Genomic DNA, 24,280 nt, shown 5'->3' on the forward strand with positions numbered 1-24,280 from the left:
AACTCGATACGACAAGCTCGCCGTCCGCTACGAGGCCACCGTCCAACTCACCTTGATACGGCAGGCACTGTGACCACATCTCAAACACGCCCTAGGGCTCGTCCGTCTCGGCGAGCTTGTCGATGTAGTGCTGGAGGATGTTCAAGGTCGCCTTCTTGTCGGCGGCCAGATCCCACAGGTAGAGCAGATCGACCTTGTGCTCCTCGACTTCCTGGGGATTGCTGACGTACGTGCCGCCCTCCAGGTAGGCCATGTCGCTCCCCTTGCCCTGCGGGAACTTCAGCAGGGTGATGGCGGAGATGGGCGCGGCGGCGTGCTCGGCCGCGGTGAAGGGGAGGACGCGGATGTGGATGCGGTCCCTGTTCTCCGCGTAGTTGAAGAGATGGCGGAGCTGTTCGCGCATCACGGCCCGTCCGCCGGTGGGCTTGTTGAGGATGCTCTCGTCCAGCAGCGCGTAGTAGTCGGGGGCGTCGGCCTCGTCGAGGAGCCGCTGCCGCCGAAGGCGCACCCTCAGCCTGCGGTTGATCCGCGATTCGCTCTTCTCGTCCGGGTCCTCGCCGGCCGACCTGCGGTACGGCGCCCGCATGACGGCGCGTGCGTACTTCGAGGTCTGGAGCAGACCGGGGACGAAAAAGCCCTCGTAGGTGCGGATTTCCCGCGCCGCCGACTCCATGCTGATCAGCCGCCCCAGCCAGCCGGGCACGACGTCGCGGAAGCACGCCCACCATTCCTTGACCAGGGACTGCCGCGTCAGATCGCGCAGCGCCGCCAACTCGCCTTCGTCCGTGCGGCCGTAGAACTTCGCGAGTGCGATGACCACCTCTTCCTTGAAGGGGGTCTTGGCGTCCTCGTAGCGGCTCAGGGTGGACGAGGAGCCGATCACGCCGGCGTCGACGACGTCCTTGAGGCGGTGGCCTGCCAGTTCGCGCAGCTGCCGCAGGTGGGTGCCGAGCACCCTGCCTGCGGCGACCGGCGGTTCGGCCTGCTCCTCAACACCGTTGTTGCTCGGGACAACACTCAGGACGCGGTCGATCACTCTGACTCCTCCACACCGGCGAAACTCCCGCCAGCATCCCAGCATGAGGAATCGGGCAGCCGCCACGAACTCTGCCCAACGGGTTTCAGACAGTCATGCGGTCGAACTCGCCCTTCCGCGCGCCGTCGAGGAAGGCCGCCATTTCCGAACGCGTGAACACCAGAGCAGGGCCGCCGGGAAAGCGGGAGTTCCGGAAGGCCACCTCGCCACCATCCAGGCGTGCAATTTCCACGCAGTTGCCGACCGGGTCGCTGGCCTTGGCCTTCACCCAGGCGGCAGCCCCGATCGAGTCCGCAGCCACACCATTTCCGTAATGCACCATATTCTCCCAGTCATTCGTTCCTGACCAGCGCCGATACTCCTGACACCTGGCCACTCGCACACAGCGCACCCGGCGTGCTCGACGGCCATGTGCACGCGGCCGTGAAATTGCACGAGATCCGGGGGTGGCGCCGATCTTAGCCGCCGGGCTCAGAATCCCGCCGTCCCTCGAAAGAGCGTTCCTTCGACGCGAATATAGGAGGTAATACATTCGAATGATCCCGCCGTAATTCCCGGGTCCGGCGCGCACCACATTGGCTGAAGTGGATTCGGTAGCGCGCGGTGGCGGGCAGCGGCGCGGGATGGCGAACGCGCGGCCCGTCCGGGGTGCCCGAGGTGAACGGGCCCGACCGTCACGGGATTCGGCCCGGCCACGGCTCTGTGCAGCTCATCGCGGCTCCTCCGCCGCACCGCGCGGAGCGACCGCCTACCCTCGCAAAGACAATTGTGTTGCGTTTACTGCCGGGGGGGCCGCCTGACGCCGCCCGTCGGCACCGACATGAAGGGCGTACATGCGCACCATCGATTCCCCGTCCGGGGAAGCCGCCGAACCGGCGCCGCCCGCGGTCCCGGATCCGCAGGACGGGCACCGGGCCGCCGTTGCCGCCGTGGCCCAGCACCTCAACACCGTCATCAGCCCCCTGCACGAGCTGGACCTGACGGACGTCCGGCCGGAAGGCGGCCACGGCAGCGGGCAGGGAGCGGCCGATGCGTCCCTGTGAGCTGACCCTCGCCGAGGCGTCCGAAGCCGTGGCGGCACGGGAGTTGACGGCCCGGGAGGTGACCGAGTCCGTCCTCGACCGGATCGCGGCGGTGGATCCGGTGCTGCACCCGTACGTCACGGTGACGGGCGAGCGTGCGCTGCGTTCGGCCGCGGAGGCGGACCAGGAGATCGCGGCCGGCCGGTACCGGGGCGCGCTGCACGGCATGCCCGTGGCACTGAAGGACCTCATCGACGTCGCCGGCCTGCCGACCGAGGCCGGTTCGCGGGTGCGGGCCGGTCATGTCGCCGCGCGGGACAGCACCGTCACGACGCGCCTGTCGCAGGCGGGCGCGGTGCTCGTCGGCAAGGCCCACACCCACGAGTTCGCCTTCGGGGTGACCACTCCGCAGACCGCCAACGCCTGGGACCACGGCCGCATCGCGGGAGGGTCAAGCGGGGGCTCGGCGGTCGCCGTGGCCACCGGAGCGGCCACCTTCGCGCTGGGCACGGACACCGGGGGTTCGGTCCGCATGCCGGCGGCGCTGAACGGCGTGGTCGGGCTCAAGCCGTCGTACGGCCTGGTCTCCCTGAACGGTGTGGTCCCGTTCGGCTGGTCCATGGACCACGTGGGGCCGCTCACCCGCACGGTGCGGGACGCGGAACTGGTGCTGCCCGCGCTCACCGGATACGACCCCGATGACCCGGCATCCGTCCGGGCGCTGCCCCGCCCGCGCCAGGGCCGCCCGGAGGACGGCCTGGCCGGCGTGCGCGTCGGCGTGCCGGTCAACTACTACTTCGAGCGCGTCGACCCCGAGGTGGAAACCGCCGTGCGCGGCGCCCTGGCGCGACTGGCCGGGCTCGGTGCCGAACTCGTCGAGGTCGAGATCCCGCTGGCGCGGTACCTCCTGCCCACCGGGTGGGGCCTGCTGGCCCCCGAGGCCGCGGCGTATCACGAGAAGACGCTGCGGGCGGTCCCCGAACTGTACGGTCCTGAGGTCCGGCTGCTCCTGGAGGGCAGCGGGTCCGTCGCCGCGAGCGACTACCTGCGGGCCCGGCGGGCGCGCACGCTCCTTCAGCAGGCGTGGGCCGGCATGTTCGACGAGGTCGACGTGATCGCCGCGCCCACCGTGCCGTTGACGGCCGTACCGATCGGCCAGGAAAGCGTCCAGTGGCCGGACGGCACCACGGAAACCCTCCTGGACGCCTACTCCCGGCTGACCGCTCCCGCCAACATCACCGGCGTGCCCGCGCTGACCCTCCCGGTCGGCCGCGACCACGCCGGCCTGCCCATCGGCATGCAGCTGATGGGCCGCTACCTGGACGACGCCGGTGTGCTGCGCGTCGGCCTGGCCTACGAAGCGGCGCACTCCCCGGTCGGTGAACCGGCCGCCACGGCCGTCTGATCCGGCTCTCCGGCGCGCCCGCGCGGCGGCCCGGACGGACCCCACGGTGCCGTCCGGGCCGCCTCATCCGCCTCACCCGCCGCCGTCACCCGCCCTCGCCGCCTCCGGGAGCAGCGGGAGGGTGAGGCGGAAGACGGAGCCCGCGCCCGGAGTGCTGCGCGCCGTGACGGTGCCGCCGTGCATCTCGGCGAGTTTGCGCACGATGGACAGGCCCAGGCCGCTGCCGCCCGTCTGCCTGCTGCGGGACTTCTCCGCGCGCCAGAAACGGTCGAAGACGTGCGGGAGTTCGTCCGGCGCGATACCCGCTCCGGTGTCGGCCACGTCGATCCGTACGGACCCGTTCGCCACCTGCGACCGCAGGGCCACCGTGCCGCCGCGGGGCGTGTGCCGGATCGCGTTGGAGACCAGGTTGCCGGTCATCTGCCGCAGCCGGACCGGGTCCGCGTCGACGAGCGTCCCGTCATCCGCGGTGACGGTGAGCGTCACGCCGCTGGTGTCCGCGTCGGCGCGGTGGGCGTTCGCGGTCTGCGCCAGCACGTCCGCGACCTGCACCGGCGCCTTCGACAGCCGCAGCTCGCCCGCGTCGGCCGCCGACAGATCGCGCAGGTCGTCGATGATGTGCTGGAGCAGCAGCGCCTCCTCCAGTACGGAGGCGAGCAGGTCGTCGTCGGTCTCGACGACGCCGTCCTCGGCCGCCTCCAGCCAGCCCCTGATGTTGCTCAGCGGCGTCCGCAGTTCGTGCGCCACGTCGCTGACCATCGCCCTGCGGAGCCGTTCCAGCTCCGCGCGGCGCCCGGCCATCGAGTTGAAGGCGACCGACAGCCGGCCGATCTCGTCGGCGCCTGTCACCTGCACCTGGGCGTCCGCGTCGCCCTCCTCCAGCCGCTGCACCGCGGCGGTCAGCGCGCGCAGCGGACGCACCAGCCGGATGCCGGCCAGGACGGTCACGGCGACGGTCACCAGCAGCACCAGCGCCGCGCCTCCGGCGATCCGCGCCTTGTTGGCCGGGGACAGCGCGAAGAAGGTGGTCGCGGTGCGGCCGGGGCTGGAGACGTACAGCTGCGCGGCGGGCGCGACGTACGGAGCGAGTTGTTCCGCGCGGCTGGTGGCGACGCACGAGGAGACCTGGGACCGGCCGGCATCGCGCCCCGTGGCCACCGGCTTCCCGCTGTCGTCGAGCGACAGGGTCACGGCGGGCGCGCCGCGGTGGGCGAGGCAGGCATTGACGAGGGTGCCGAGCGCGGACAGCGCCTTCTTCTCAGTGGGAGTGGGCTCGTCGATGATCTCGGTTCTGCACCGGGCCGTAGTGCTCATGTCGGGCGGCAGCAGTACCCGGGAACGCCCGCTCGGCTCCCGTTCGACGCGGACGTCCTCCTGCATGGTCTCGTGCACGCACGTCTGGACACGCGCGGCGAGGCCCGCCAGCCTGTCGCGTTCCTCGCGGGGCAGCAGGAACGGCCCCACCGCGCGCGGGTCGATCAGGTCGCCCGCCGAGCCGGGCAGCAGGTCGGGGTCGACGGCGAGCGGGTCGATGACGGCGGTGGGCTTGGCGGGCGGCCGGAACGGCACGCCGGGTTCCGGGTCGGAGTCGGCGACGGGCCGCGGGTGGCCGCGGGTGGTCAGCACGATGCGGTGGCCCGTCCTGCGGGCGAGCGCGTGCACGGTTCCCGCGGCGTCCGACCAGTCCGGGTGCCGGGCCGCGTAGCCGAGCAGCTCGTCGTACGTCTTGGCGTCGTCGGCCAGCGCCTGGCCCTGTTCCTGGCGGATCGCGACGGCCGTCATCTGGACGACGACGTAGGCGGTGGCGGCCACCGAGCAGACGGACACGACCACGGACACCGCCAGCAGCCGCAGCAGCAGGCTGCGGCGCAGCGGCACCTCGCGGCGGAGCGAACTCGGCAGGATGCGCCAACGGGCCGTGCGGCGGCGGGGGTGAGAGGCCGCTTCGCCCCGGTTCGTCTCAGGGCCCATGACGGATGTCCCTCCGGCCGGTGGCGGGCCCGGGGTCCTCCCGGCCGGCGGGCGGTTCCTCGTCGACGAGCTTGTAGCCGACGCCGTAGACCGTCACCAGCCGGCGGGCGCTGCGCGGGTCCTGCTCGATCTTCTTGCGGAGGTTCATCACGTGCACGTCCACGGTCCGCGCGGTGATGTAGCGGTCGAAGCCGTGCAGCCGCTCCAGGATCTGCGCCCGGGTGAAGACCTGCCCCGGCCGCGTCGCCAGCACTTCGAGGAGCCGGAACTCGCCCGGTGTGCAGTGGATTCGGCGGTCGTGGGCCCACACCTCGTGGCGCCCGGGGTCCACGGTCAGCGGCCCGACCCGTAGGACCGGGTCCGGGTCCGGTACGGCCGCATCGGCGCTGCCGCCCGTGCCCGTACGGCTGCCGCGCCGCAGCAGGGACCGGGCGCGGGCCATCAGTTCACGGGGGCTGAACGGTTTGGACATGTAGTCGTCCGCGCCCAGGTCAAGGCCGAGCAGCAGGTCGTCCTCGGTGGAACGGGCGGTCAGCATCAGCACCGGCAGGGCGGCGAGTGCCGCCTCGGCGCGCACGATCCGGCAGACGTCGAGGCCGTCGATGAACGGCATCATCACGTCGAGGATCAGCAGGTCCGGTGGACGGCGGCGCAGCTCCGCGAGCGCCGTGGCGCCGTCGTGCACCACGACCACGTCATGGCCCTCGTGCTCCAGATAGCGGCGGACCAGCTCCGCCTGTTTTCCGTCGTCCTCGGCGACGACCACGCGCGCACACATGGGGTGAGTCTAGGAACGCCGTGCGCGGCACGGGGCGGCCGGGCACAACCCCTATGAGCACGCCATGAGTTCCTGACAGCTTCCTGACAAGTCGTCGTGATGCTGGGCGGCATGCAGAAGACCCAACCTTTCTCTTCCGCGGTCCGTACCACCGCGTTCTCCGTCTGCGCGCTGCTCGCCGCGACCGTGCTGACCGCCTGCGGTGCGGGCGACGGTGGCGACGCCAAGGCCGGCAAGGACGGCGTCTCGACCCTGGAGACCGGAAGCCCGGCATCGGACGGCAAGCCCGGCACGTCCGCGTCCTCGAAGACCGACTCCCGCCGGCCGCAACTGCGCCTGGACAGCTCGGAGGAGGAGATCGACAAGCTCGACAACGCCTACAACGCCTGCCTCCAGTCCCACGGCGTCCCCATGAACACCAAGCGGGCCGAAATGGCGGGCGCCAAGCAGGCGGCGCCGATGCAGAGCATGGAGATCGCCAAGAAGTACAAGCCGGCCTACGACGCGTGTCTGGTGAAGCTGCCCCGGCGGCCACCGGAGCAGGACCCGGCGATCAACCCGCACTACACGGACGACTACCGCACCTACGTGAAGTGCCTCACCGACAAGGGCATGCGCATCCACATGCTCCAGGACGAGCACGGCATCGCGACCGGCTGGACGTACAACGACAGCAAACCCAGCGCGCTCTCCGAAGCCGAGCAGGACAAGGCCGACAAGGTGTGTACAAAGGAAGCGTTCAGTGGCAAGTAAGGACAACACTCCGGCGCCCGGCCGCAGCCGGGGCAGGCGGGTCGCGGTGGCAGCGGTGGCCGTGGCAGTGCTCGCCGGGGGCGCCGCCGGAGCGGTGGCGCTGACCGCGCACGGCCGTGACCAGCAGCCCAAGAAGGCCGGCGCCCCCTCGGCGGGGACGACCAAAATCGTGCGGACGGACCTCGCCGACAGCCGGACGCTGCCCGGCGCCCTCGGCTTCGGCGGGCAGCGGACCGTCAAGGGCACCGGAAAGGGAGCGGTGACCCGGCTGCCGAAGACGGGCGCCCCGGTATCCCGCGGCAAGCCGCTGTACTGGGTCGACGACCAACCCGTGATGGTGTTCTTCGGCGACACCCCGTTCTTCCGCACCCTCGGCACCGCGGGGACCGGCGGACGGGACGTGACCGTACTCGCCGAGAACCTCCGGGCGCTCGGCTACGACACCGGCCCGACGCCGCGGGCGACCGCCCCCAGCGGAGACACGGAGCCCGGCACCGAACTGACCCCCGCGCTGCTCGCCGCGCTCAAGCGCTGGCAGCACGACACCAAGCAGCAGGAGACCGGGAAGCTCGTCCCCGGGCACATCGTCGTGCTGCCCGGCCCCTACCGGGTCAGCGGCATCAAGGCGCAGCTCGGGGATCCGGCGGCGTCGGAGGTGCTGACCGTCACGTCCGTCCGCAAGTCGATCCGGGTGAAGGTGGACGCGCAGGACTCCGGTCCGATCCACAAGGGCGACTCCGTCACCCTCACCCTGCCCAACACCAAGACCGTGCCGGGCAAGGTCACTTCGGTGGGGCAGACCGTGCAGGGCGGAACCGACGACGACGCCTCGGGCACGGCGTCCGAAGCCACGCTCCAGGTCACGGTCGAGCCGAAGGACAGCGCCGCGGTGAAGGACATCAGCTCGGCGTCCGTGCAGGTCACCTTCACGACGGAGAAGCGCAAGCAGGTGCTCGCCGTCCCGGTCGGCTCGCTGCTCGCACTGCGCGAGGGCGGCTACGCGCTCCAGCGGCCCGGCGGCCAACTCGCCGCCATCAAGACCGGGTTGTTCGCGAAGGGCATGGTCGAGGTCTCGGGTGCGGGCATCAAGGAAGGCGACCGGGTGGTGACCACGTCGTGACCCTGCCGCACACCGCACCGGCCGCCGACGGCACGTCGTCCGCCGCCCCGCACCGCCGGACCGGCCCGCCCGTCCTCACCGTCAAGAACGCGACGAAGGCGTACCACGGCGGCGTCAAGGCGCTCGACGACGTCTCGCTCACCATCGCCGACGGCGACCTGCTCGGCATCGTCGGCCCTTCCGGGTCCGGCAAATCGACACTGCTGAACATCATGGGCACCCTCGACCTGCCGACCAGCGGCTCGGTGGAGATCGCCGGCGAGGACCCGGCCCGGCTGTCCGACCGCCGCCTGTCGGCGCTGCGCGGACGCTGGCTCGGCTTCGTCTTCCAGCAGTTCCACCTCACCGACGGCCTGAGCGCCGCGGAGAACGTCGCCACCGGACTGCTGTACGCGGGCGTGCCCCGCCGGCAACGCAGGCCGCTGGCCGTCGCCGCGCTGGAGCGGGTCGGGCTCGGCCACCGCGTCGGGCACCTGCCGCACCAGATGTCGGGCGGCGAACGGCAGCGCGTGGCCATCGCCCGCGCCCTGGTCAACCGGCCCGCGCTGGTACTCGCCGACGAGCCGACCGGCGCCCTCGACACGGCCAACAGCCAGGCCGTGCTCGACCTGCTCATCCGGCTGAACGCCGAGGGCACCACCATCGCCGTCATCACCCACGAACGGGACATCGCGGAACGGCTGCCACGCCGGGTCGAGATCCGCGACGGCCGCATCGTCGCCGACGAGGCAGCGCACACCGGGGGCCCGCAGTGAAACGCACCGACACCGTCCCCGCACCGACCGCCCCGGACGCCGACCCCAGCCGCCCGGTCAGGCTCGCCCCCTCCGACGTGCTGCGCCTGGGGCTCCTCGGGATCCGCACCCGCCGGATGCGCGCCGCGCTCTCCGCGCTCGGCATCTCCATCGGCATCGCCACCCTGATCCTGGTGACCAGCATCCCGGCCTCCAGCCAGCGCCACCTCGACCAGCAGCTGTCCGCGCTGGGCACGAACACGCTGCGCGCCGAATCCGCCCCCAACCAGAAACCGCCCGTCCTCATCCCCGAGGAGGCACCGGACATGGTCCGGCGGATCGGCCCGGTCACCCATGCGAGCGCCGTCGCCAACACCCATGCCCTGGTGCGCCGTTCGGAGCGCACCGACCCCAACGACGGCCTCGGCCTGACCGTGCTCGCGGCCCGCACCGACCTGCTGCCCGCAGTGAACGGCACGGTCAGCTCCGGTAAATTCCTGAACGCGACGACCGACAACTTCCCCACCGTCGTCCTCGGCTACGAAGCCGCCGCCCGACTCGGCATCCCCCGCCTGACTCCCGGCCAGGAACCGCCCCAAGTCTTCATCGGCGACACCTACTTCACCGTCGTCGGCATCCTCGGCCCGATGCGTCTCACCCCCGACCTGGAACGCTCCGTCCTGGTGGGCTGGGGCGCCGCCAAAAAGGTCCTGCACTTCGACGGACACCCGACGGTCGTCTACACCACGGCACACGAGGACTCGGTGGAGGACGTCGCCTCAGTACTCGCGGCCACCGTCTACCCGCAGACACCGGGCCTGATCCAGGTCAGCCGCCCCTCCGACGCCCTGACCGCGAAACGCGCCACCGCAGCGACCTTCTCGGCCCTCTTCCTCGGCCTCGCAGGCGTCGCCCTGCTGGTCGGCGGCGTCGGCGTCGCCAACACGATGTACATCTCCGTACTGGAACGCCGCCGCGAAATCGGCCTCCGCCGCGCCCTGGGCGCCCACCGCGGCCAGATCCGCAGCCAGTTCCTCACCGAGTCGATCGCCCTGTCCCTCCTGGGCGGCCTCCTGGGCACCACCGTCGGCGTCCTGGCCTCCCTCGCCTACGCCACCTACCAGGGCTGGCCCCCGATCATCCCCCTGTCGGCAATAGCCGCCGGCACAACCGGAGCGATCGCGATCGGGGTGGTGGCGGGGGTGTACCCGTCAATGCGGGCTGCGGGGGTGGCGCCTACTGAGGCGTTGAGTGCGGGGTGAGGGGTGAGGGGGCGGGTTCCTGGCGGGTCCTGGACACAACTCCCTTACGGCGCCCCCTGCCACGTCCGCGCCCCGGCAACACCACCGAGATCCCTGAATGCGGCAATGCGACGCGCTCGCCCTCCGGTTGAATGACCGTGTGACACGGAACACCGGATTCGGCCCGGACGACCTGCGCGCGCTGGCCGGTCCGCGCTCCTTCGAGCGAGGCCGAGGCTACCTGGACGCGGTAACCGCCATGGAAGTTGGCGACGGCTGGATCACGGCCACGGTCCACGGGACCACCGCCTATGCGGTGGAGCTTTCCCTTGGCGGACCCGACGGACTGGGAGGTGAGTGCGACTGTCCGTACGGCGTGGAAGGCAACTTCTGCAAGCACCTGGTCGCACTCGGCCTGACCGTGCTCGCCAGGGAGGACACACTGCCGCAGCAGCGCGACCGGGCCCGGACTCGTACTCAGCAGCTGGACGTGTGGCTGGCCGGGCTCTCCAAGGACGAACTGCTCGATCTCGTACGGGAACAGATCACCGAGAACCTGCAGGTACGCCGCCGCCTGGAGCTGCGGGCGGCGAGCGCCCGCGGAGACCTGACCGAGGTCCGTACCCGGATCCACGAACTCCTCGACATCTCCCCCTTCGCGCAGTACGGATACGTCGAGTACACCGATGCCCGCGCCTACGGCGAACAAGCCGCACAGGCGGTGTCCGCCCTCACCGCACTGACCTCCACCGGGCGGGCCGCGGACGCGGTCTCCCTGTCGCGAGAGGCGATACGGCTCCTGGGCGAGGTGCAGGACGGCACCGACGACTCCGACGGACACCTGCACAACGTCGGATCCGCTCTCGCCGAAGCCCACCTCGACGCATGCCGTGCGGCTCGCCCGGACCCGACCGAGACAGCACGGTGGCTGGTCGGGCAGGTGCTCAATGACCTGGACGACCTGACCGGCCTCGACCCGCTCGACTACGCGGAAGTCCTCGGCGAGCAAGGCATGGTCACCGTACGGCAATTGGCGGTCGAGGCGTGGCACGGCAACCGCACCGGGTGGGCGGAGAAGTATTTGATGGAGCGACTGGCCAGGGCGGGCGATGATGTGGACACCGTGGTCGCCGTCCACGCGGCCGCCCTCGCACCCGACGGCAGCACCCACCTGATCATCGCCCGCGAACTGGACGCCGCCGGCCGTCGCGACGAATCCCTCCGGTGGGCGGAGCGCGGCATCAGGGAAGCATCTGGCCCCGACGCCCCCGGCATCGCCTTGGTGGACTACCTCTGCGACCGCTACACCCTCGCGGCGCGGCCCTCCGACGCCGTTGTCCTGCGCCGCGACGCCCTCGCCGCTCACCGCTCCCTGACCGCGTACCAACAGCTGCGTACGGTGGCGCAGGCGGCCGGCTGCTGGCAGGCAGAACGTGAGCGAGCTCTCGCGCTGCTGCGCGCCGACGCACAGCAGTGGCAACAGTCCTGGCGCGGCGGACCCGCCCTGATCGATGCCTTGCTCGACGACGGAGACATCGCCACCGCCTGGCAGGCCGCAGCCGAGACCGGCGCCCACAACCGACAGTGGCTGGCCCTCGCCGACCAGGCCCGCACCTCTCGCCCCTCCGACGCACTGGACGTCTACCTGCGCCTGGCCGAGCCCCTCACGAAGCAGACCGGCAACACCGTCTACGAGCAGCTGGCCAGCCTGCTGCTGAGCATCCGCGACTGCCACCGCCGCCTGGGCACCGAGGCCGATTTCATGTCGTACCTCACTGCTCTGCGGGCCGCCCACAAGCGCAAACGGAATCTCATGCGGCTCATCGACCAGCACGGCCTGTGACGCCTGCCGGAGCACAAGACCCAGGGAGCCGCACGAGCGGTCGATTCCCTCAGACCGTGCCCGCACGCCCGGCATCGGCCAGGTCATCCAGCAGAACGTCCGCAACCAACTCCTCGACCACGGCCGTGCCGTGACTGGCCATGATCGCGGTCAGCTCCGGATCCCAGGGCGCCTCGGTGAGGCGGCCTGGTGGAGGGCCGCCAGGGATACGGGCTACCGCGGCGCGGTAGTCCGACGCTGTCATGCGCCACGGGTGGGCCGGTGTCTTGTCGAGCACATAGGCGGCGATGCGGATGCCCTCGCCGTCGAAGTCGCCGTGGTAGCGCAGGTCCGCACCGTGGTCCGCAAGCAGGCGGAGAAGATGGATGGCGGCGCTGTTGGGCCAGCCGGACGTGCAGACGAGGGGCGGGCAGGAGGGGCCGAACCGCCGTAGGGCGAGGGCCATGATGCTGGGGTTCTCCACGGCGTGGACAACGGGAGCGGGCCGGGTGCCGAGCGTGAACCCTCCGGGGGCGCGTACCTGGGCCAGGGTCAGGCCGGCGGCCTGCCCGGCCTCGGCACACACACGTGCCACAAGGGCAAGCGGCCCGTCGCCGCCCGGTCGTAGTCCGGCGGTGAGCACAGTGGCGGACAGTTCGTCGTCGGCGACGCCCGCCCGGATCCACAGGGCGCGCCGGTCCGCGGCAGACTGCGGCAGGTCGGTGTTGTGGAGGGCCGCCAGGGCACGCAGGACGAGGGAGGACAGGCGGGTGCCGTCATCGAGAGCGTGGGAATCACCTCTCACCACCCGGGCGGCGAAGACCGGCAACGGCTCCGCATGGGAGGGAAGCGCCGCCAGTACCGCGAGCGCGTCGGTCAGCAGGGCACGCGTACGTCCCGGAGAGCCGTCGACCAGACCGGTGGCCCGGCAGGAGGTGGCCCAGTCGGCGAGCGCGGGCTGGGCCCGCACAGCGTCGTGGGCATCCAACCAGGCCCACAGACAGGCCCGTTCGTCTTCCTGACGGCGCCGCTCGGCCGCGCGGTCGGCCGGCGGGCCGACCAGTTCGGTGACGACTTCACGTACCGTGCGACCGCTGAGCTCGGTGACTGCCTCCTCCAGGCGGGCCAGGGTGACGGAGGGCCGGACGTCCGGCAGGCGGTCCAGGCCGAGGAGGTCGGCGAGGGCTTCGCGCTGGGGGTCATCGAGCGGGCCGAAGCGTACGCGGGTGACGGGCCGACCGGAGGAAAGGCGGTCGTGGACCGTCTGCCAGAGGGGCTGCAGCTCGGGGCGGCGCAGGGTGCGCTCCCCCAGGGTCGGTCCCGTGGTCGTCATTCCGCCTCCAGATCAGTGCCGTTCCACACGAAGCGGGCGCTCGTGACCGCGTCGTCGTCCGTGCTCGTGAGGAGCTGGTGGATGGCGATGCCGGGCAGTTCCCCGTAAGTGCACCACTCGTGATCGGAGGTGAGCATGAGGTCCAGGTCGAGAGCGGTGAGCAGCGCGAAGACCTGGCCGCGGTTGACGGTGTCGACGCCGACGAAGACCTCGTCCAGCAGAATCGGCCGTGGCGCCCGGGGCACGGCTTCGTAGTGGGCGGCGACCGCGGCGAACAGCGGCAGGTGCAGGGCGATGGCCTTCTCTCCACCGGACAGCGCACCGTGCAGCTTCTTAGTCAACGGCTGCCAGCCGGTCCCGTTCGCACGGTCCAGACGGACGGTGAACTGGTGCCAGGCCGTGTAGTCGAGCACTTCGCCGAGCTGTTCCTCCCAGCTCGCCGCCGTGTCGCTGTTCTTGGCCTCCTCGATCCGCGCGCGGAAGAAGGAGTGCAGGGCCTCCCGGTCGCTGTCGGTGACCCGGCCCGGGTCCTTGAGCAGCAGCTCGCGGGCGGTGCGGGTGCCCTCGGGGAGATCCGGGCGGATCTGCCACACGAGCTGGACGGAGACCCGGGAGGCGGTGCGGACGCGTTCCAGGTGACCGTTCATGCGGTCGACGAGTTCACCGGCCTGGCGAATGCGGGTGGCCAGGTGCCGGCGGATGTCACCGGTGAGGATCTGGTCGAACAGACGCCGTTCGGCGCCGGTGATGTCGTCCCGGCTGCGGTCGCGCTCCTGCGTCAGCGCGGTGAGCAGTCCCGTTGCCCCGACGCGTACGCCGTCCAGGGTGGCGGTGAAGAGCTGGACGTCCTCGTCGGGCTCCAGGTCGAGGTCGGCCCGGGCTCCGAGGTGCCGACGAGCCTCATGGACCGCTTCGGAGAGGCGGGTGGCGGCATCGCCCAGGTTGTGTGCGGCATGCGGGACGCCGGACCACTTCGCCGCGGTCGCGCGGGCTGCTTCCAGGGTGGCCTTTGCGCCGCCCTCGGCATCGAGTTCGAGGGCGATGCCGGCGTCCTCGGCCAGTCCGGTCGCGCACAGATGCCGGAAGCGCCGTGCTGCACCGTCCCGGGACATGACCGCCTGCTCCCGTCCCTCGACGTCACGTTGGCTGACGGCCCGCAGTTCCCCGATGCGCCCCTCAAGGCTGCGCAGGAGTTCACCCGCGCGCTCGGCCGCGTCACGGCACCTACGCAGTTCGGTCCGTGCCTCGGCGACACGCGCGACCACCTGCCGGTAGTCCTCGCCGACGGTGGCCTCCACCGCCTCCAGGCGGGCCCGCACCCCCTCGGCCTCGGTCTCGGCGATGGTCGCGGCCGCGTTCTGCTCCTCGGCGTCCCGGTATGAGCGATCCGCCTGCGCCACGAGCTGACGGGCCCGGTCGGCGACCGCCGTCGCGTGGAGCCGGGCGTCCACCCAGAGGTCGGCGGAGTCCCGGAACGTGTCGATGGCGCGGGACAGTTCGCGCAGCCGGCCGCTGTCCGTGGGCAGACCGTGCTCCGCCGCGCGACGACTGAGCGTGCGCAGCGCGGCCGTGACCTCGGTCTCGGTCCGCTCCAAGCGCCCGACTGCGTCGCGTACAGCGTCGTCCCGGGCCGCTACCTGATCCTCGGCACGGTCCCAGGCACGGCGCCGCTGATCGAGCTCGCGGTGGTCGGGGCGGGCCGCCCGCTCAGCGTCCAGCAGGTCGCGCCGGGCGCCGAGGGCGTGCAACCGGTCGTCGAGTGCGGCGAGGGAGGCCTGCGTCCCGGCGATCCGGTCGGTCAGTTCGCCGATCCGGCGGTGTCGTGCGCGCTGCCGGGCGAGGGCGCCGATGTGGGCGGGCTCCGGCTTGCTCCAGGTGCCGGTGGCGAGCGCGAGGCGCCAGGCGCCGTCGGCTGACACGGCGGCCGGATGCCCATCGGGGAGGCACGCACCGAAGGCAACACCGGCGAGCAGCCGGGAGACCGTCTCTGCCCGGACCAGGATGTCTTCTTCGGGCCGCAGTACCTCCAGCAGGCTCGCCCCCGGAGCGGGCAGGGCCAGGGCGGCCTCAACACGGGTGTCGTGACCAGGCAGGGTGAGCCCTTCGTCCGAGCCGACCCAGGCATCCAGCAGGCCCGACGTCTCCAGCGCCGCCTCCACTCCGGCCTGTACGGCGAGTGGCACACCCGCGCGGAAGGCGACCAGCCGCCACAGCGGCGCGCCTGCCATGGCGGCGCGATCCGCAGTGCGGGTGTACGGCGGCGAGGGCGGCAGGTCGGTCTCCTGACGCAATCGTTCCGCCTCCCGCCCCAGCGCGTCGCGCTCGTCCAGCAGGCTTCGCCGTACAGCGCGTTCGGTGGCCTCGTGTTCCGCGATCTCCTGCTCCACCGGGCGAGCGGCGGCTTCCACCAGGGCCACCACCTCGGTCTCGGACGCCGCGCGGGCCGACAGTTCCTCCGGATCGGTGATCAGGAGTTCCGTGCACCCCCTGGCCCAGGCGCGCAGCCGCTCCGCCTGTGCGGAGAGAGCGTCATCCCAGGCATGGGCCGCTGCGTCGCGCCCGGCAATCGCCTCCGCAAGCCGGGTGCGGGTCTGTTCCAGCACCTCCTCTGCGGTGCCCCGGTCCCGGACCGCTCGACCGTGCCCGTCCATGGCCTCCATGACGAGATCGACCTGTTGCCGTCGGGCGGTGACCGCGCCCCGCAGCAGTCGGCGCGCCTGCCGGGCCCGCTTCTCGCCCGTCCCGTCGGAGGCGGGCGGAGCCTCGGACGGAACGGTGTCCTGCCGGGGATCCGTCGCGCCGGACGGCAGGCGTACGGAGCCGAGCAGCGCGTCCGCTTCGTGGTGGACGGACTCCAGACCCGCTCCTCGTGCCGACCGGTGGGCCTCCTCGGCGGCTTCGCAGGCGTGCTCTTCGAGCGTGCGGGCATGGCCCGTGGCCTCATCTGCACGCCGCTGGTCCTCCTCCGCTCGGTTCCGTCCAGTGCGGGCCCCGGCGCGCTGCCGCCGGGCGTCGGCCGTCGTCTCTTCGGCGCGGCGACGGAGCCGGTCGAGCTCCTCACCCTGCCGGTACGCGTCGCTGTCACGCAGGCCCTCGATGGTCTGTTCCAAGGTGTGCGCGCGCTTGACCTGCTCCTCCCGCCGGGCCTCGGTCATCTCCCGCTCCTCCCGGGCCCTGGCATGGTCCTCGGCACTGGCCCTGGCGATACGGGTGAGGTTGTCCATCTCCGTGGTGGCGGAGATCAGTGCGGCCGCGGCAGCGCGCAGAACCCGGCGCGCGTATCCACGTTGCCGGGACGCAACGGTCTCGGCAGCTGCCACCTCGTCGTCGAGTCGCGTGAGGTGTTCGCGCTGGCGGTCCAGCCGCTCGAAGCCCTCGGCGAGTTCGGCGATCTCGCCCTCGCCCAGTGGAGGCAGGGCGCGGGAGAGGAGGGTGGAGAGCAGGGAGGGGTCGAGCCGTTCGGACAGTTTGGGCTGACGCAGCTGGAGGAGAGCGGACAGAAGCGATTCATAGCGCTGTTCCCCCATGCCGACGAAGAGTTCGCGCCGTACCGCCGTGCGGTAGTCGGCGGCCGAGGCATGCACGTCACCTCGGTCGCGCAGGGCCTCCGCGAGGGCAGCGCGGGTCAGGGGCTGTCCGGCGCCGTTGATGAGGGACAGACCGCCGGGGTGGGCGATCCGGGAACTGGTGGTGAAGTAGTCGGTATGCACTCCGCTGGTGTGCACACTCGCCTGCAGACGCGCCCCGCAGCCGAACCAGCGTTCCTCGCCGTCGTCACCGACACGGCGGAACTCCAGCCACACGTATCCGACCCGGGTCTTGCCTGAGGCGCCCTCACCCAGGAGGTTCCAGTGCATGGTGCGTTCCGAACCGCCGAACGTCGAGAGGCGGTTGGGGCGCAGGCTGGCGTCGAAGAGGAAGGGCAGCAGGAGTTCCAGGGCCTTGGACTTGCCCGAGCCGTTCTGGCCCCGCAGCAGCAGGCGGCCCTGGTGGAAGGTGAAGGTCTCGTCGTAGTAACGCCAGACGTTGAGGATGCCGGCGCGGTGCGGCTGCCAGCGGCTCCACTGTGACGGCGCGGCAGGACCGGACGACTCGGCCGGCTCGTCGCGGCGCGGCGCGGGAAGCTCTGTCACACTCACTGTTCGTCCCCTTCGTACGGACCGCCGTCCAGGGCCTCGGTGCCCATCGCCTCACTCCGTGTCACGCTGTTCCTCTGTCCGGCTTTCCTGTCCGCGTCCGCACCGGTGGCCTCGGCGACGCGGTAGCGGTGGGCGGCCGGGCGCGCGACGACGCGACCCCCGGTCCGGTGGATCAGTCCCATGTCCCGCAGCACGCGCACGGCATCGTCAGCCAGCCGGGCCGCACCGTCCTGGGACCGGTACGCCTTCGCCCAGCGGGGGAAGCGGCGCAGCAGGTCCGCGCCGGCCTCGGCAAGCTGTTCGGGAAGCAGTCCGGTGGGCGCGGCACAGACCGGTTCGAGCAGGAGCAGTGCGGCGACCCGGGCGGTGGACGTGTCGTCGGGGAAGCGGACGTCGGTCGCGATCGCGTCCGGGTCGACGAGCAGGAACCCCTCGGCGCGTTCCTCCAGGAGGAAGCCGGCCTGTTCGACCGACCGTCGCAGGATCTGGCGGCCGGTCAGGGAGGTGACGTAAGCCAGCTCGTCCTCGGTGAGGTCCACCCGGTAGACGACGGGATCGTCGAACAGGCGGCGCAGCACCGAGTGGCGCAGCCACAGATTGCGCTGTGGTTCCGTGGCGGCAGCCGCGCCAGGCGTCTCCTCCGCCGTCCCGTCACCGGCCGCGCCGCCGTAACGCCGCTCCCGCACGATCCCGGTGAGGAGACCCTCGAAGCCGGTGGGCACCTCGTCCGGTGGTACGGCAAGCCCGGAGGCACCGACGGGCGCGGCGGGCAGCCGCATCAGCAGGGTGGTGTCCACGCCGTAGAGAACCTTGGCCTCCACCGACTCGACGTACGCCTCGGTGGCGCCGTCCACGGCGCGGAGCACGCCGTACGACTCCAGCAGCTTGAGAACGTCCACGAACGCCATCCGCTCCGGCCGGTGCACCGGGTCGAAGGCGGGCAGTGCTTGATCGGCTGCCGTGGCCTGGACGACACGACCGGCGAGCAGGCCGATGGTCGTCATCGACATGGACAGCAGCTCGGCTGCGGTCACGCACAGCAGGACGTAGCGCCGACGGTCGAAGGGAGGCCGGTGGGAACGCTGTCTCCGGGCGGGGCGGGAGGAATCGGCGTGAGTGCGGATCTTGGCGAGGCGTGCGTACCCGCGCCGGGGCTCGACCACCAGGTTCCAGCCGCAGGTGTAGTCGAACCACTTGGCCAGCGGCTCGCGTCGCCGTCGCACGAGCTCGAAGCCCACCGGGTCGGCCGCCTCGGTGAGCAGTGGGCGGGCGAGCAACAGCCGGATGCCCCGGGCCACTTCCTCTCTTTCGGCGACCGCCAGTTGGTTGGCGAGCGTGCTCATCCCGCCACCTCCTCTCGCGCGGGCTTCTGCACGGACCAGAACGCCCCGGTCTGGTCCGTCGCGGTGATATGGACGATGTAGTCAGGCCCGGACAGCGCTCCCTTCGCGGTACGTAGCACGGCGGTGCGGTGGTCGGGTGGCGGGGAGAGCACGATCTCCACCCGGCCGTCCCCGGTGGTCGCGCGCCGCAACCCGGTGGTGTCCTGACCGGCGGACAGAGCACGGCCCAGCAGATCGAGCAGCCGCTCGAAGACCACGGGATCCAGCTCGCCGAAGGAGGAAAGCCGCATGGGTCCGTCCGTCTCCAGACCCCGCCAGGCCAGTGCGAGTTCCGCCCGCTCCGCACGGGCCCGCTCGGCCCGCTCCGCCTTGACCGCGGCGATGTCCCGCACCTTGGCCGTACGAGTGAACCGCTCGGTCCTTCCACTGGTCCGCAGCAGCGCCGACACCTCGACCGGCGGAGCCTGGGACCACGGCAGCACGGAGGGAATCAACTCCGGGTCGGAATGCGCGAGGTGGGCGTGGCGTGCCGGGCCGAGGCCGAAGGCCGCTGACCACAGCCGGTGCAGGTCCTCCTCCCCAGGGGCGGCGGCGAACCAGCGCGCCAGCTCGCGGAAATCCTGCACGGCACTGGAGGAGCGGCGCCGAGACTCGTTGATCCGCTCCAGGACCTGCAGGAGGGAGACGATGGCCCGCCGGGCGATGTCGTGCAACTGCTCGATGCGGGGACGGGCCCCGTCGTCCGGCAGGAACCACGCCCGCAAGCCGGCCCAGCGGGCCCGCCGGCTCTCCAGCCAGCCGGGCACCGGGTCCTCGCCGGCCACCGGCGGCAGCTCGGCGCCGCGCAGGGCCCGCTCCCGCAGCAGCGACACACCCCGCTCCTCCACCCGGCCGACGGCCGCGGCGACGGCCTGCCCACGTCGGTCCAGATTGACCAGGAACTCCTGGAGATACGCGACGGTGGCGGCTTTCACCTCGCGGAAGACCTCCAGGTCGGTGCCCTCGGCGCGCAGCAGCCGCTGCAGCTCGGCGTTGAACGCCTTGGTGTTCTCCACCAGGGCCTCCAGGTGCCCTTCCAGCTCGCGCAGCGTGGTGAAGATCCGGCGATCGCCCAAGGCGGTCTCATCGGAGAGCAGGCACAGCTCGTCGAGCCGGTCGGCGATGGCTTCCAGTACGGCCGTCTGGAGGGCCCCTGTGGAGGCCAGCACCTCCAGCGCGTGCCGCACCCCGGCGAGCGCGGCCTCGCCCCGGCGGGTCAGCGAGTACTGCAGGTTGCGCCGCTCGTACTCCTCGGCCGTGCGGTAGTTCTCGGCGTGGTTGTGGACCCTGTCCAGGAGCTCCCAGTCCACGAGCTTCTTCAGTACGTCGTGCAGTTCCTCGTCCTCGACCGCGGCCAACCACCCCACCGTCCGCAGCCGTTCGCGTACGTCGTCGAGCCCCAGCGCCGTCTCCAGATGTTCGCCGGCCGCGCCGAAGGCGCCCAGCACCGCACCGTAGAGGTCGGACCTTTCCCCTGTGGTGAATCGGAACATCTCCGGCGGAACCCTGCGCATGCCTCTCACCCCTCCCCTGCCGCCTCGGCGGCATGTGGTTCTCCACCGTAGGCGGCGGCACTGACATTCACGGGGGCGAGTCCCTTTCTCCTCCATCCAGGTGGGTCTGACGCACATGCCCACCTGGCCGGGATTCGCCGCACGTCACAGAGACCGCGGGATCACCGCGGGTGCCGCTGGGTAGGGTCGGCGGGGGACCTGAGATTGCCGGACGGGGAGCGGGGGCGACGGGGGTGGGGTGGCGCGAGGAGATCGCTGCGGCTCTTGGTGAATTGGTCGCGATCATGGGCAGCGCGGGCCGGCAGCCGCGCTGGCAGCGTCTGGGGCGCGCGGTCCGCACCAAGGGGGGGGCTGGTACGCGGTGGATCTGCGCGGTTCCGATATCGGACCGGACCAGCTGGACGCGCTGCGGCTCGCGGGCCCCGAGCCGGACGGCGTCGATACCGAGGGCTTCGCCGTCTCGGAGACGGTGCAAACCGGCTCCCTGCTCACACTGAAGATCGCAGAGTTCGCAGATCTGACGGACGCGTATCTGTGGCTGCTCAAGCAACCGCCGACCTTCCTCGTCGAGGCACTGCGCGACGGTATCTCCGGGCTGGGCGAGGCCCCGCTGGCGAGTGTTCTGGCCGGAGGTGCGGTCGGCGGTACCTCCTCACCCGACCCCGACCCCCCGGGGTTCCATCCCGCGCAGGGAGATGCCTACCGCGCGTGCCTCGGCCAGGGCGTGCATCTGGTGTGGGGCCCGCCGGGCACCGGCAAGACCACGGTGCTGAAGCGTGCCATCGGCGACCTGATCACCCGCGGCAACCGCGTACTGCTGGTATCCGCCACGAACATTGCCGTGGACAACGCCCTGCTGGGTGTGGTGAAGGAGAACCGGCACGGCCCGGGTGACATCGTCCGTGTGGGCCCGCCGCAGCTGCGGGAGGTCGCCGACAACGCCGAGGTGTCACTGCCGCTCATGGTGCGGGAGCGGCTGGCCGAGACAGCCGAGCGGTTGCGCGTGATCGAGGCCACGCTGGTGGACATCCGGACCCGTGCGGCGGAACTGTCCGCACTGGACGCCTCCCTCACCCGCTTCGACCCGGCCTTGTATGCCGATGCCCGGAAGCTGCTGCACATGCCCGGCCAGGATCCGGTCTCCGTACGGGAGCGGGCGGAGAATGCGGCGGCCCTGCTGGAAGAGGCCGTGACGAACCGGGAGGCGGCCCAGCAGGCAGCGGTGGCGGCCCAACGTCGGCGGGACGGGGCCGAGGAATCCCGCCGGCAATGGGCCGATGCCGACCGGCTGCGCAAGGAACAGTCCCGCGTCCTCAAGGCCGCGCAGTGGAAAGAGGCCGAGGCTCTGACAGCCGATGGCCACCTCGCCGAGCTGTCCGAAAAGTTGCGGCAGCTCGACACCCAGCGATCCGTGGCCCGGTGGCGTGCCCGGGAGAAACGGCAGGCGCTCCGCGAGCAGTTGGCCGGCACCGAGGAGGGCGCGGACCGCGCACGCCGGACGGCGCAGGCCGCGCGCGCCACAGCCGAAGCGCACGTCGTCGCACTGGAGACGGAACGGGCGGAGCTGGTCACCGGCATCGCTCACACCCCCGAACAGATCACCGCTCTGGAGCAGGCACTCGCCTCGGCACTGTCCGCCCACGGCTCGGCCCGGGACCTCGTGTCCACCCGCAGCGAGGAGGCCACACGGCTGGAGCAGGCCGTCGTCCGTGCTCTGGATGCCGCCGAACTCACCGCTCGGGCAGAGCAGCAGGACTGGCCGGCCCGCCACGCCCGCGCCGAGCAGCTGCGTCCCCGAGTGACAGCCGACACGGCCCGCCGCTCCACCTTGGAGGAGGACTTCAAGCAGGTTCAGGAGGAGTACGAGCGTCTGGCCCGCAACGCCCAGGGCGAGATCATCAAGAGCGCGAAACTGGTGGCCACCACCCTCGCCCGGTTCCGCACCAACAAGGCGGTCTTCGAGGGCCCGTACGACGTGGTCCTGGTCGACGAGGCGGGCGCGGCGACGCTGCCCGAGGTGATCCTCGCGACGGCGAAGGCAACTCGGGCGGCCGTCCTGCTCGGTGACTTCATGCAGCTCGGGCCGGTCATCGAGAATCAGCTGAAGGATCTCGACCGTCCGGACGTCAAGCGCTGGCTGCTCCCGGACGTCTTCCAACACTGCGGAATCCGGGATCCGGCCGACGCCCAACGGCATCCGGCCTGCGTCACCCTGACCGAGCAACACCGCTTCGGCCCGGCCGTGATGGGCCTGGCCAACGCGCTCGCATACGGAGGGATGCTGCAGGGCGGCAAGCAGACCGCGGCACAACGCCCCCCGGACGACCCCGAGATCGTCGTCGTCGACACCGACGGGCTGCACGAACTGGCCAGGCCCCACCTGACGGGCCGCCGCAGCGGCTGGTGGCCGGCCGGATCGCTGATCGCCAGAGCCCTCGTGGAGTACCACCGCGGCAAGGGCGAGGAAACAGGCATCGTCACGCCCTACGGCGTCCAGGCGGACGCGACGCTGGAGGCTCTGCGGGACGTGGAGAGCGGCGGCGGCCCACTGGCGGAGGTGGGCACGGCACACCGCTTCCAGGGCCGGGAGTTCCCCGTCGTCGTTTTCGACACGGTCGAGGGTGCCGACGGCCGGGATCTGTGGATGTCGATGGCGCACCGAGGGCCGGACGCCTCGGACTGGCTACGGGACGGCATGCGTCTGTTCAACGTGGCGGCCACCCGAGTCCAGACCCGCCTCTACGTCATCGGCAGCTGGGAGCGCATTCAGGCCGCGAAGGACGGCAGGGCCTTCACACATCTGGCCGCCCTGGTCGGCACCCATGGCGTACGACGGCTACGTGCCAGCCACCTGATCACGCCACCGCACGAGAACGCGCGTGACCTCGGCGGGTTCGGTGCCGCACTCGCCGAGGTCCTGGCCCGGCACGTCGAGGTGACAGGCATGGACGACGAGCTGACCTTCTTCAGCACGTTCGAGGCCGAGATCCGCGCGGCCCGTAAGTCGATCCGGCTGTGGGCACCATGGGTCGCCAACCGTGTGCGCAGCATCCTGCCGCTGCTCCGCGAGGCGGCCGAACGCGGCGTGCACGTGACCGTATTCATCCGCGACGACACGGACCAGCTCCAAGCCCGTCCCAACAACCAGAGACTCATCGAGGATCTCCGGGCCGTCGTCCACACGGTCATCCCCGTCAACGTCATGCACCAGAAGCTTGTGGTGATCGACGAGCAGACGGTGATGATCGGCAGCCTCAACACACTGTCCCAGTCGTGGACCCGCGAGGTCATGGTGACGATGCGAGGCGGCCACTTCGCCCGCAAGCTGCTCGAACATGAGCGCGCCGAGCTGTTCACCCGCCCTCCGAAATGCGCCCGTTGCGGCGGCACCAGCATCGAACTGCGCCGACGCAAGAACGGCATCTGGTTCTGGCGCTGCTACGACACGGCCTGTAAGACGGGGCCGAACGGCCGGAGCAATGCGTGGAACCAGGACATCAGGTCAGGTGGCGCCAGGCGCTGAGGACAGCGCACCACAGCGGCACGGGTGTACGCGCGGCTCGCAGCCGGCTGGGCCGCGAGCGGCGGACCTGAGATTCAGGCCCCCTTCCCCGCCCGCTCCAGAATCGCCACACACTCCACATGATGTGTAACCGGCAAGACGTAACGGGCAACCACCCCGAGCGCCTTCCGAGCACGACAGGCCGGGCCCTTCCGCAGAAACCCGTATCGCCCTCCTGCGTGCCCGAATGGTGACCGTGCTCGCGGCGGGGCGGGTGTCATCACCGCCGCAGCGTGCCTGCGACGCCTGCCGACCTCCTCGCCCAGGACGCCAAGGCGAGGCACCGAAGAGACGGACCGACACCCGCCGAGCCCCCTCCGTACGCCCCTCCCCCCTGCCCGTCAAGGGGCTTGACCTGCCCGAATGTGCCCGGTCGGCGATGTCTCGCCTTGAACATTCGGGTGTGGAGCCCGGAGACTGGCCGGACCCCTGACCCATCAGCCGCGCGGCGCTCGCGGCTTGTCCGCC

The 24,280-nt window shown here is 71.4% G+C and carries 16 protein-coding genes; 8 read left to right on the forward strand and 8 right to left on the reverse strand.

Features of this window, described 5'->3' with window-relative positions; all coding sequences use genetic code 11:
* Nucleotides 1-91 precede the first annotated feature (91 nt).
* Both ACGFNI_RS25110 and ACGFNI_RS25115 read right to left on the reverse strand, forming a co-directional pair.
* Complete coding sequence (locus ACGFNI_RS25110) at nucleotides 92-1,036, reverse strand: helix-turn-helix domain-containing protein (RefSeq protein WP_393686896.1); 945 nt, start codon at nucleotides 1,034-1,036, stop codon at nucleotides 92-94.
* 85 nt (nucleotides 1,037-1,121) lie between these two features.
* Complete coding sequence (locus tag ACGFNI_RS25115; RefSeq protein WP_393686897.1) at nucleotides 1,122-1,358, reverse strand: DUF397 domain-containing protein; 237 nt, start codon at nucleotides 1,356-1,358, stop codon at nucleotides 1,122-1,124.
* A 511-nt stretch (nucleotides 1,359-1,869) separates the two neighbouring features.
* Here ACGFNI_RS25115 and ACGFNI_RS25120 point away from each other — a divergent pair.
* Both ACGFNI_RS25120 and ACGFNI_RS25125 read left to right on the forward strand, forming a co-directional pair.
* The gene (locus ACGFNI_RS25120) at nucleotides 1,870-2,079 is read left to right on the forward strand and encodes a hypothetical protein (RefSeq protein ID WP_393686898.1); all 210 of its coding nucleotides are present in this window, start codon (nucleotides 1,870-1,872) and stop codon (nucleotides 2,077-2,079) included.
* Nucleotides 2,066-3,463: an amidase gene (locus ACGFNI_RS25125; protein WP_393686899.1), complete on the forward strand. Its 1,398-nt coding sequence runs from the start codon at nucleotides 2,066-2,068 to the stop codon at nucleotides 3,461-3,463. The genes ACGFNI_RS25120 and ACGFNI_RS25125 overlap by 14 nt, the downstream gene beginning before the upstream one ends.
* Before the next feature lie 72 nt (nucleotides 3,464-3,535).
* On the opposite strand, the gene ACGFNI_RS25130 is transcribed toward ACGFNI_RS25125, so the two are convergent.
* Entirely contained in the window at nucleotides 3,536-5,434 is a 1,899-nt protein-coding gene (locus ACGFNI_RS25130; RefSeq protein ID WP_393686900.1) for an ATP-binding protein, read from the reverse strand.
* The gene (locus ACGFNI_RS25135) at nucleotides 5,424-6,212 is read right to left on the reverse strand and encodes a response regulator transcription factor (RefSeq protein WP_393686901.1); all 789 of its coding nucleotides are present in this window, start codon (nucleotides 6,210-6,212) and stop codon (nucleotides 5,424-5,426) included. The genes ACGFNI_RS25130 and ACGFNI_RS25135 overlap by 11 nt, the downstream gene beginning before the upstream one ends.
* A 111-nt stretch (nucleotides 6,213-6,323) precedes the next feature.
* On the opposite strand from ACGFNI_RS25135, the gene ACGFNI_RS25140 reads away from it, so the two are divergent.
* From ACGFNI_RS25140 to ACGFNI_RS25160, 5 genes are all read left to right on the forward strand, one after another.
* Nucleotides 6,324-6,965: a hypothetical protein gene (locus ACGFNI_RS25140; protein WP_393686902.1), complete on the forward strand. Its 642-nt coding sequence runs from the start codon at nucleotides 6,324-6,326 to the stop codon at nucleotides 6,963-6,965.
* Nucleotides 6,955-8,085, forward strand: a complete 1,131-nt coding sequence (locus tag ACGFNI_RS25145) for a hypothetical protein (protein WP_393686903.1) — start codon at nucleotides 6,955-6,957, stop codon at nucleotides 8,083-8,085. The genes ACGFNI_RS25140 and ACGFNI_RS25145 overlap by 11 nt, the downstream gene beginning before the upstream one ends.
* 2 nt (nucleotides 8,086-8,087) lie before the next feature.
* Nucleotides 8,088-8,840 (forward strand): ABC transporter ATP-binding protein, encoded by a 753-nt coding sequence (locus ACGFNI_RS25150; protein ID WP_393687057.1) that lies wholly within the window; start codon nucleotides 8,088-8,090, stop codon nucleotides 8,838-8,840.
* Entirely contained in the window at nucleotides 8,837-10,081 is a 1,245-nt protein-coding gene (locus tag ACGFNI_RS25155; protein WP_393686904.1) for an ABC transporter permease, read from the forward strand. Before ACGFNI_RS25150 ends, ACGFNI_RS25155 begins: the two co-directional genes overlap by 4 nt.
* A 97-nt stretch (nucleotides 10,082-10,178) precedes the next feature.
* Nucleotides 10,179-11,903, forward strand: a complete 1,725-nt coding sequence (locus ACGFNI_RS25160; RefSeq protein WP_393686905.1) for an SWIM zinc finger domain-containing protein — start codon at nucleotides 10,179-10,181, stop codon at nucleotides 11,901-11,903.
* 49 nt (nucleotides 11,904-11,952) lie between these two features.
* On the opposite strand, the gene ACGFNI_RS25165 is transcribed toward ACGFNI_RS25160, so the two are convergent.
* The 4 genes from ACGFNI_RS25165 to ACGFNI_RS25180 are packed head-to-tail and all read right to left on the reverse strand — an operon-like array spanning nucleotide 11,953 to nucleotide 20,250.
* Nucleotides 11,953-13,215: a TIGR02679 family protein gene (locus tag ACGFNI_RS25165; RefSeq protein WP_393686906.1), complete on the reverse strand. Its 1,263-nt coding sequence runs from the start codon at nucleotides 13,213-13,215 to the stop codon at nucleotides 11,953-11,955.
* Entirely contained in the window at nucleotides 13,212-17,354 is a 4,143-nt protein-coding gene (locus tag ACGFNI_RS25170) for a TIGR02680 family protein (RefSeq protein ID WP_393686907.1), read from the reverse strand. The genes ACGFNI_RS25165 and ACGFNI_RS25170 overlap by 4 nt, the downstream gene beginning before the upstream one ends.
* Nucleotides 17,351-18,697 carry a TIGR02678 family protein gene (locus ACGFNI_RS25175; RefSeq protein ID WP_393686908.1) on the reverse strand — a complete coding sequence of 449 codons (1,347 nt, stop codon included), beginning with the start codon at nucleotides 18,695-18,697 and terminating at the stop codon, nucleotides 17,351-17,353. The genes ACGFNI_RS25170 and ACGFNI_RS25175 overlap by 4 nt, the downstream gene beginning before the upstream one ends.
* A complete protein-coding gene (locus ACGFNI_RS25180) occupies nucleotides 18,694-20,250 on the reverse strand; it encodes a TIGR02677 family protein (protein ID WP_393686909.1) in 1,557 nt (518 codons plus the stop codon). The genes ACGFNI_RS25175 and ACGFNI_RS25180 overlap by 4 nt, the downstream gene beginning before the upstream one ends.
* A gap of 361 nt (nucleotides 20,251-20,611) precedes the next feature.
* Here ACGFNI_RS25180 and ACGFNI_RS25185 point away from each other — a divergent pair, with 361 nt between their 5' ends.
* On the forward strand, nucleotides 20,612-23,773 hold the full coding sequence (locus tag ACGFNI_RS25185) for an AAA domain-containing protein (protein WP_393686910.1): 3,162 nt from the start codon (nucleotides 20,612-20,614) through the stop codon (nucleotides 23,771-23,773).
* Nucleotides 23,774-24,280 lie beyond the last annotated feature (507 nt).

Source organism: Streptomyces sp. NPDC048644 (genome assembly GCF_043199105.1).
Classification (GTDB): domain Bacteria; phylum Actinomycetota; class Actinomycetes; order Streptomycetales; family Streptomycetaceae; genus Streptomyces.

Bases quoted from the DNA above. Each gene is read 5' to 3' on its own strand.
- ACGFNI_RS25115 (WP_393686897.1), bottom strand. From the start codon at position 1,358: ATGGTGCATTACGGAAATGGTGTGGCTGCGGACTCGATCGGGGCTGCC.
- ACGFNI_RS25180 (WP_393686909.1), bottom strand. From the start codon at position 20,250: ATGCGCAGGGTTCCGCCGGAGATGTTCCGATTCACCACAGGGGAAAGG.
- ACGFNI_RS25120 (WP_393686898.1), top strand. From the start codon at position 1,870: ATGCGCACCATCGATTCCCCGTCCGGGGAAGCCGCCGAACCGGCGCCG.
- ACGFNI_RS25160 (WP_393686905.1), top strand. From the start codon at position 10,179: ATGCGGCAATGCGACGCGCTCGCCCTCCGGTTGAATGACCGTGTGACA.
- ACGFNI_RS25125 (WP_393686899.1), top strand. From the start codon at position 2,066: ATGCGTCCCTGTGAGCTGACCCTCGCCGAGGCGTCCGAAGCCGTGGCG.
- ACGFNI_RS25140 (WP_393686902.1), top strand. From the start codon at position 6,324: ATGCAGAAGACCCAACCTTTCTCTTCCGCGGTCCGTACCACCGCGTTC.
- ACGFNI_RS25130 (WP_393686900.1), bottom strand. From the start codon at position 5,434: ATGGGCCCTGAGACGAACCGGGGCGAAGCGGCCTCTCACCCCCGCCGC.
- ACGFNI_RS25175 (WP_393686908.1), bottom strand. From the start codon at position 18,697: ATGAGCACGCTCGCCAACCAACTGGCGGTCGCCGAAAGAGAGGAAGTG.
- ACGFNI_RS25165 (WP_393686906.1), bottom strand. From the start codon at position 13,215: ATGACGACCACGGGACCGACCCTGGGGGAGCGCACCCTGCGCCGCCCC.
- ACGFNI_RS25135 (WP_393686901.1), bottom strand. From the start codon at position 6,212: ATGTGTGCGCGCGTGGTCGTCGCCGAGGACGACGGAAAACAGGCGGAG.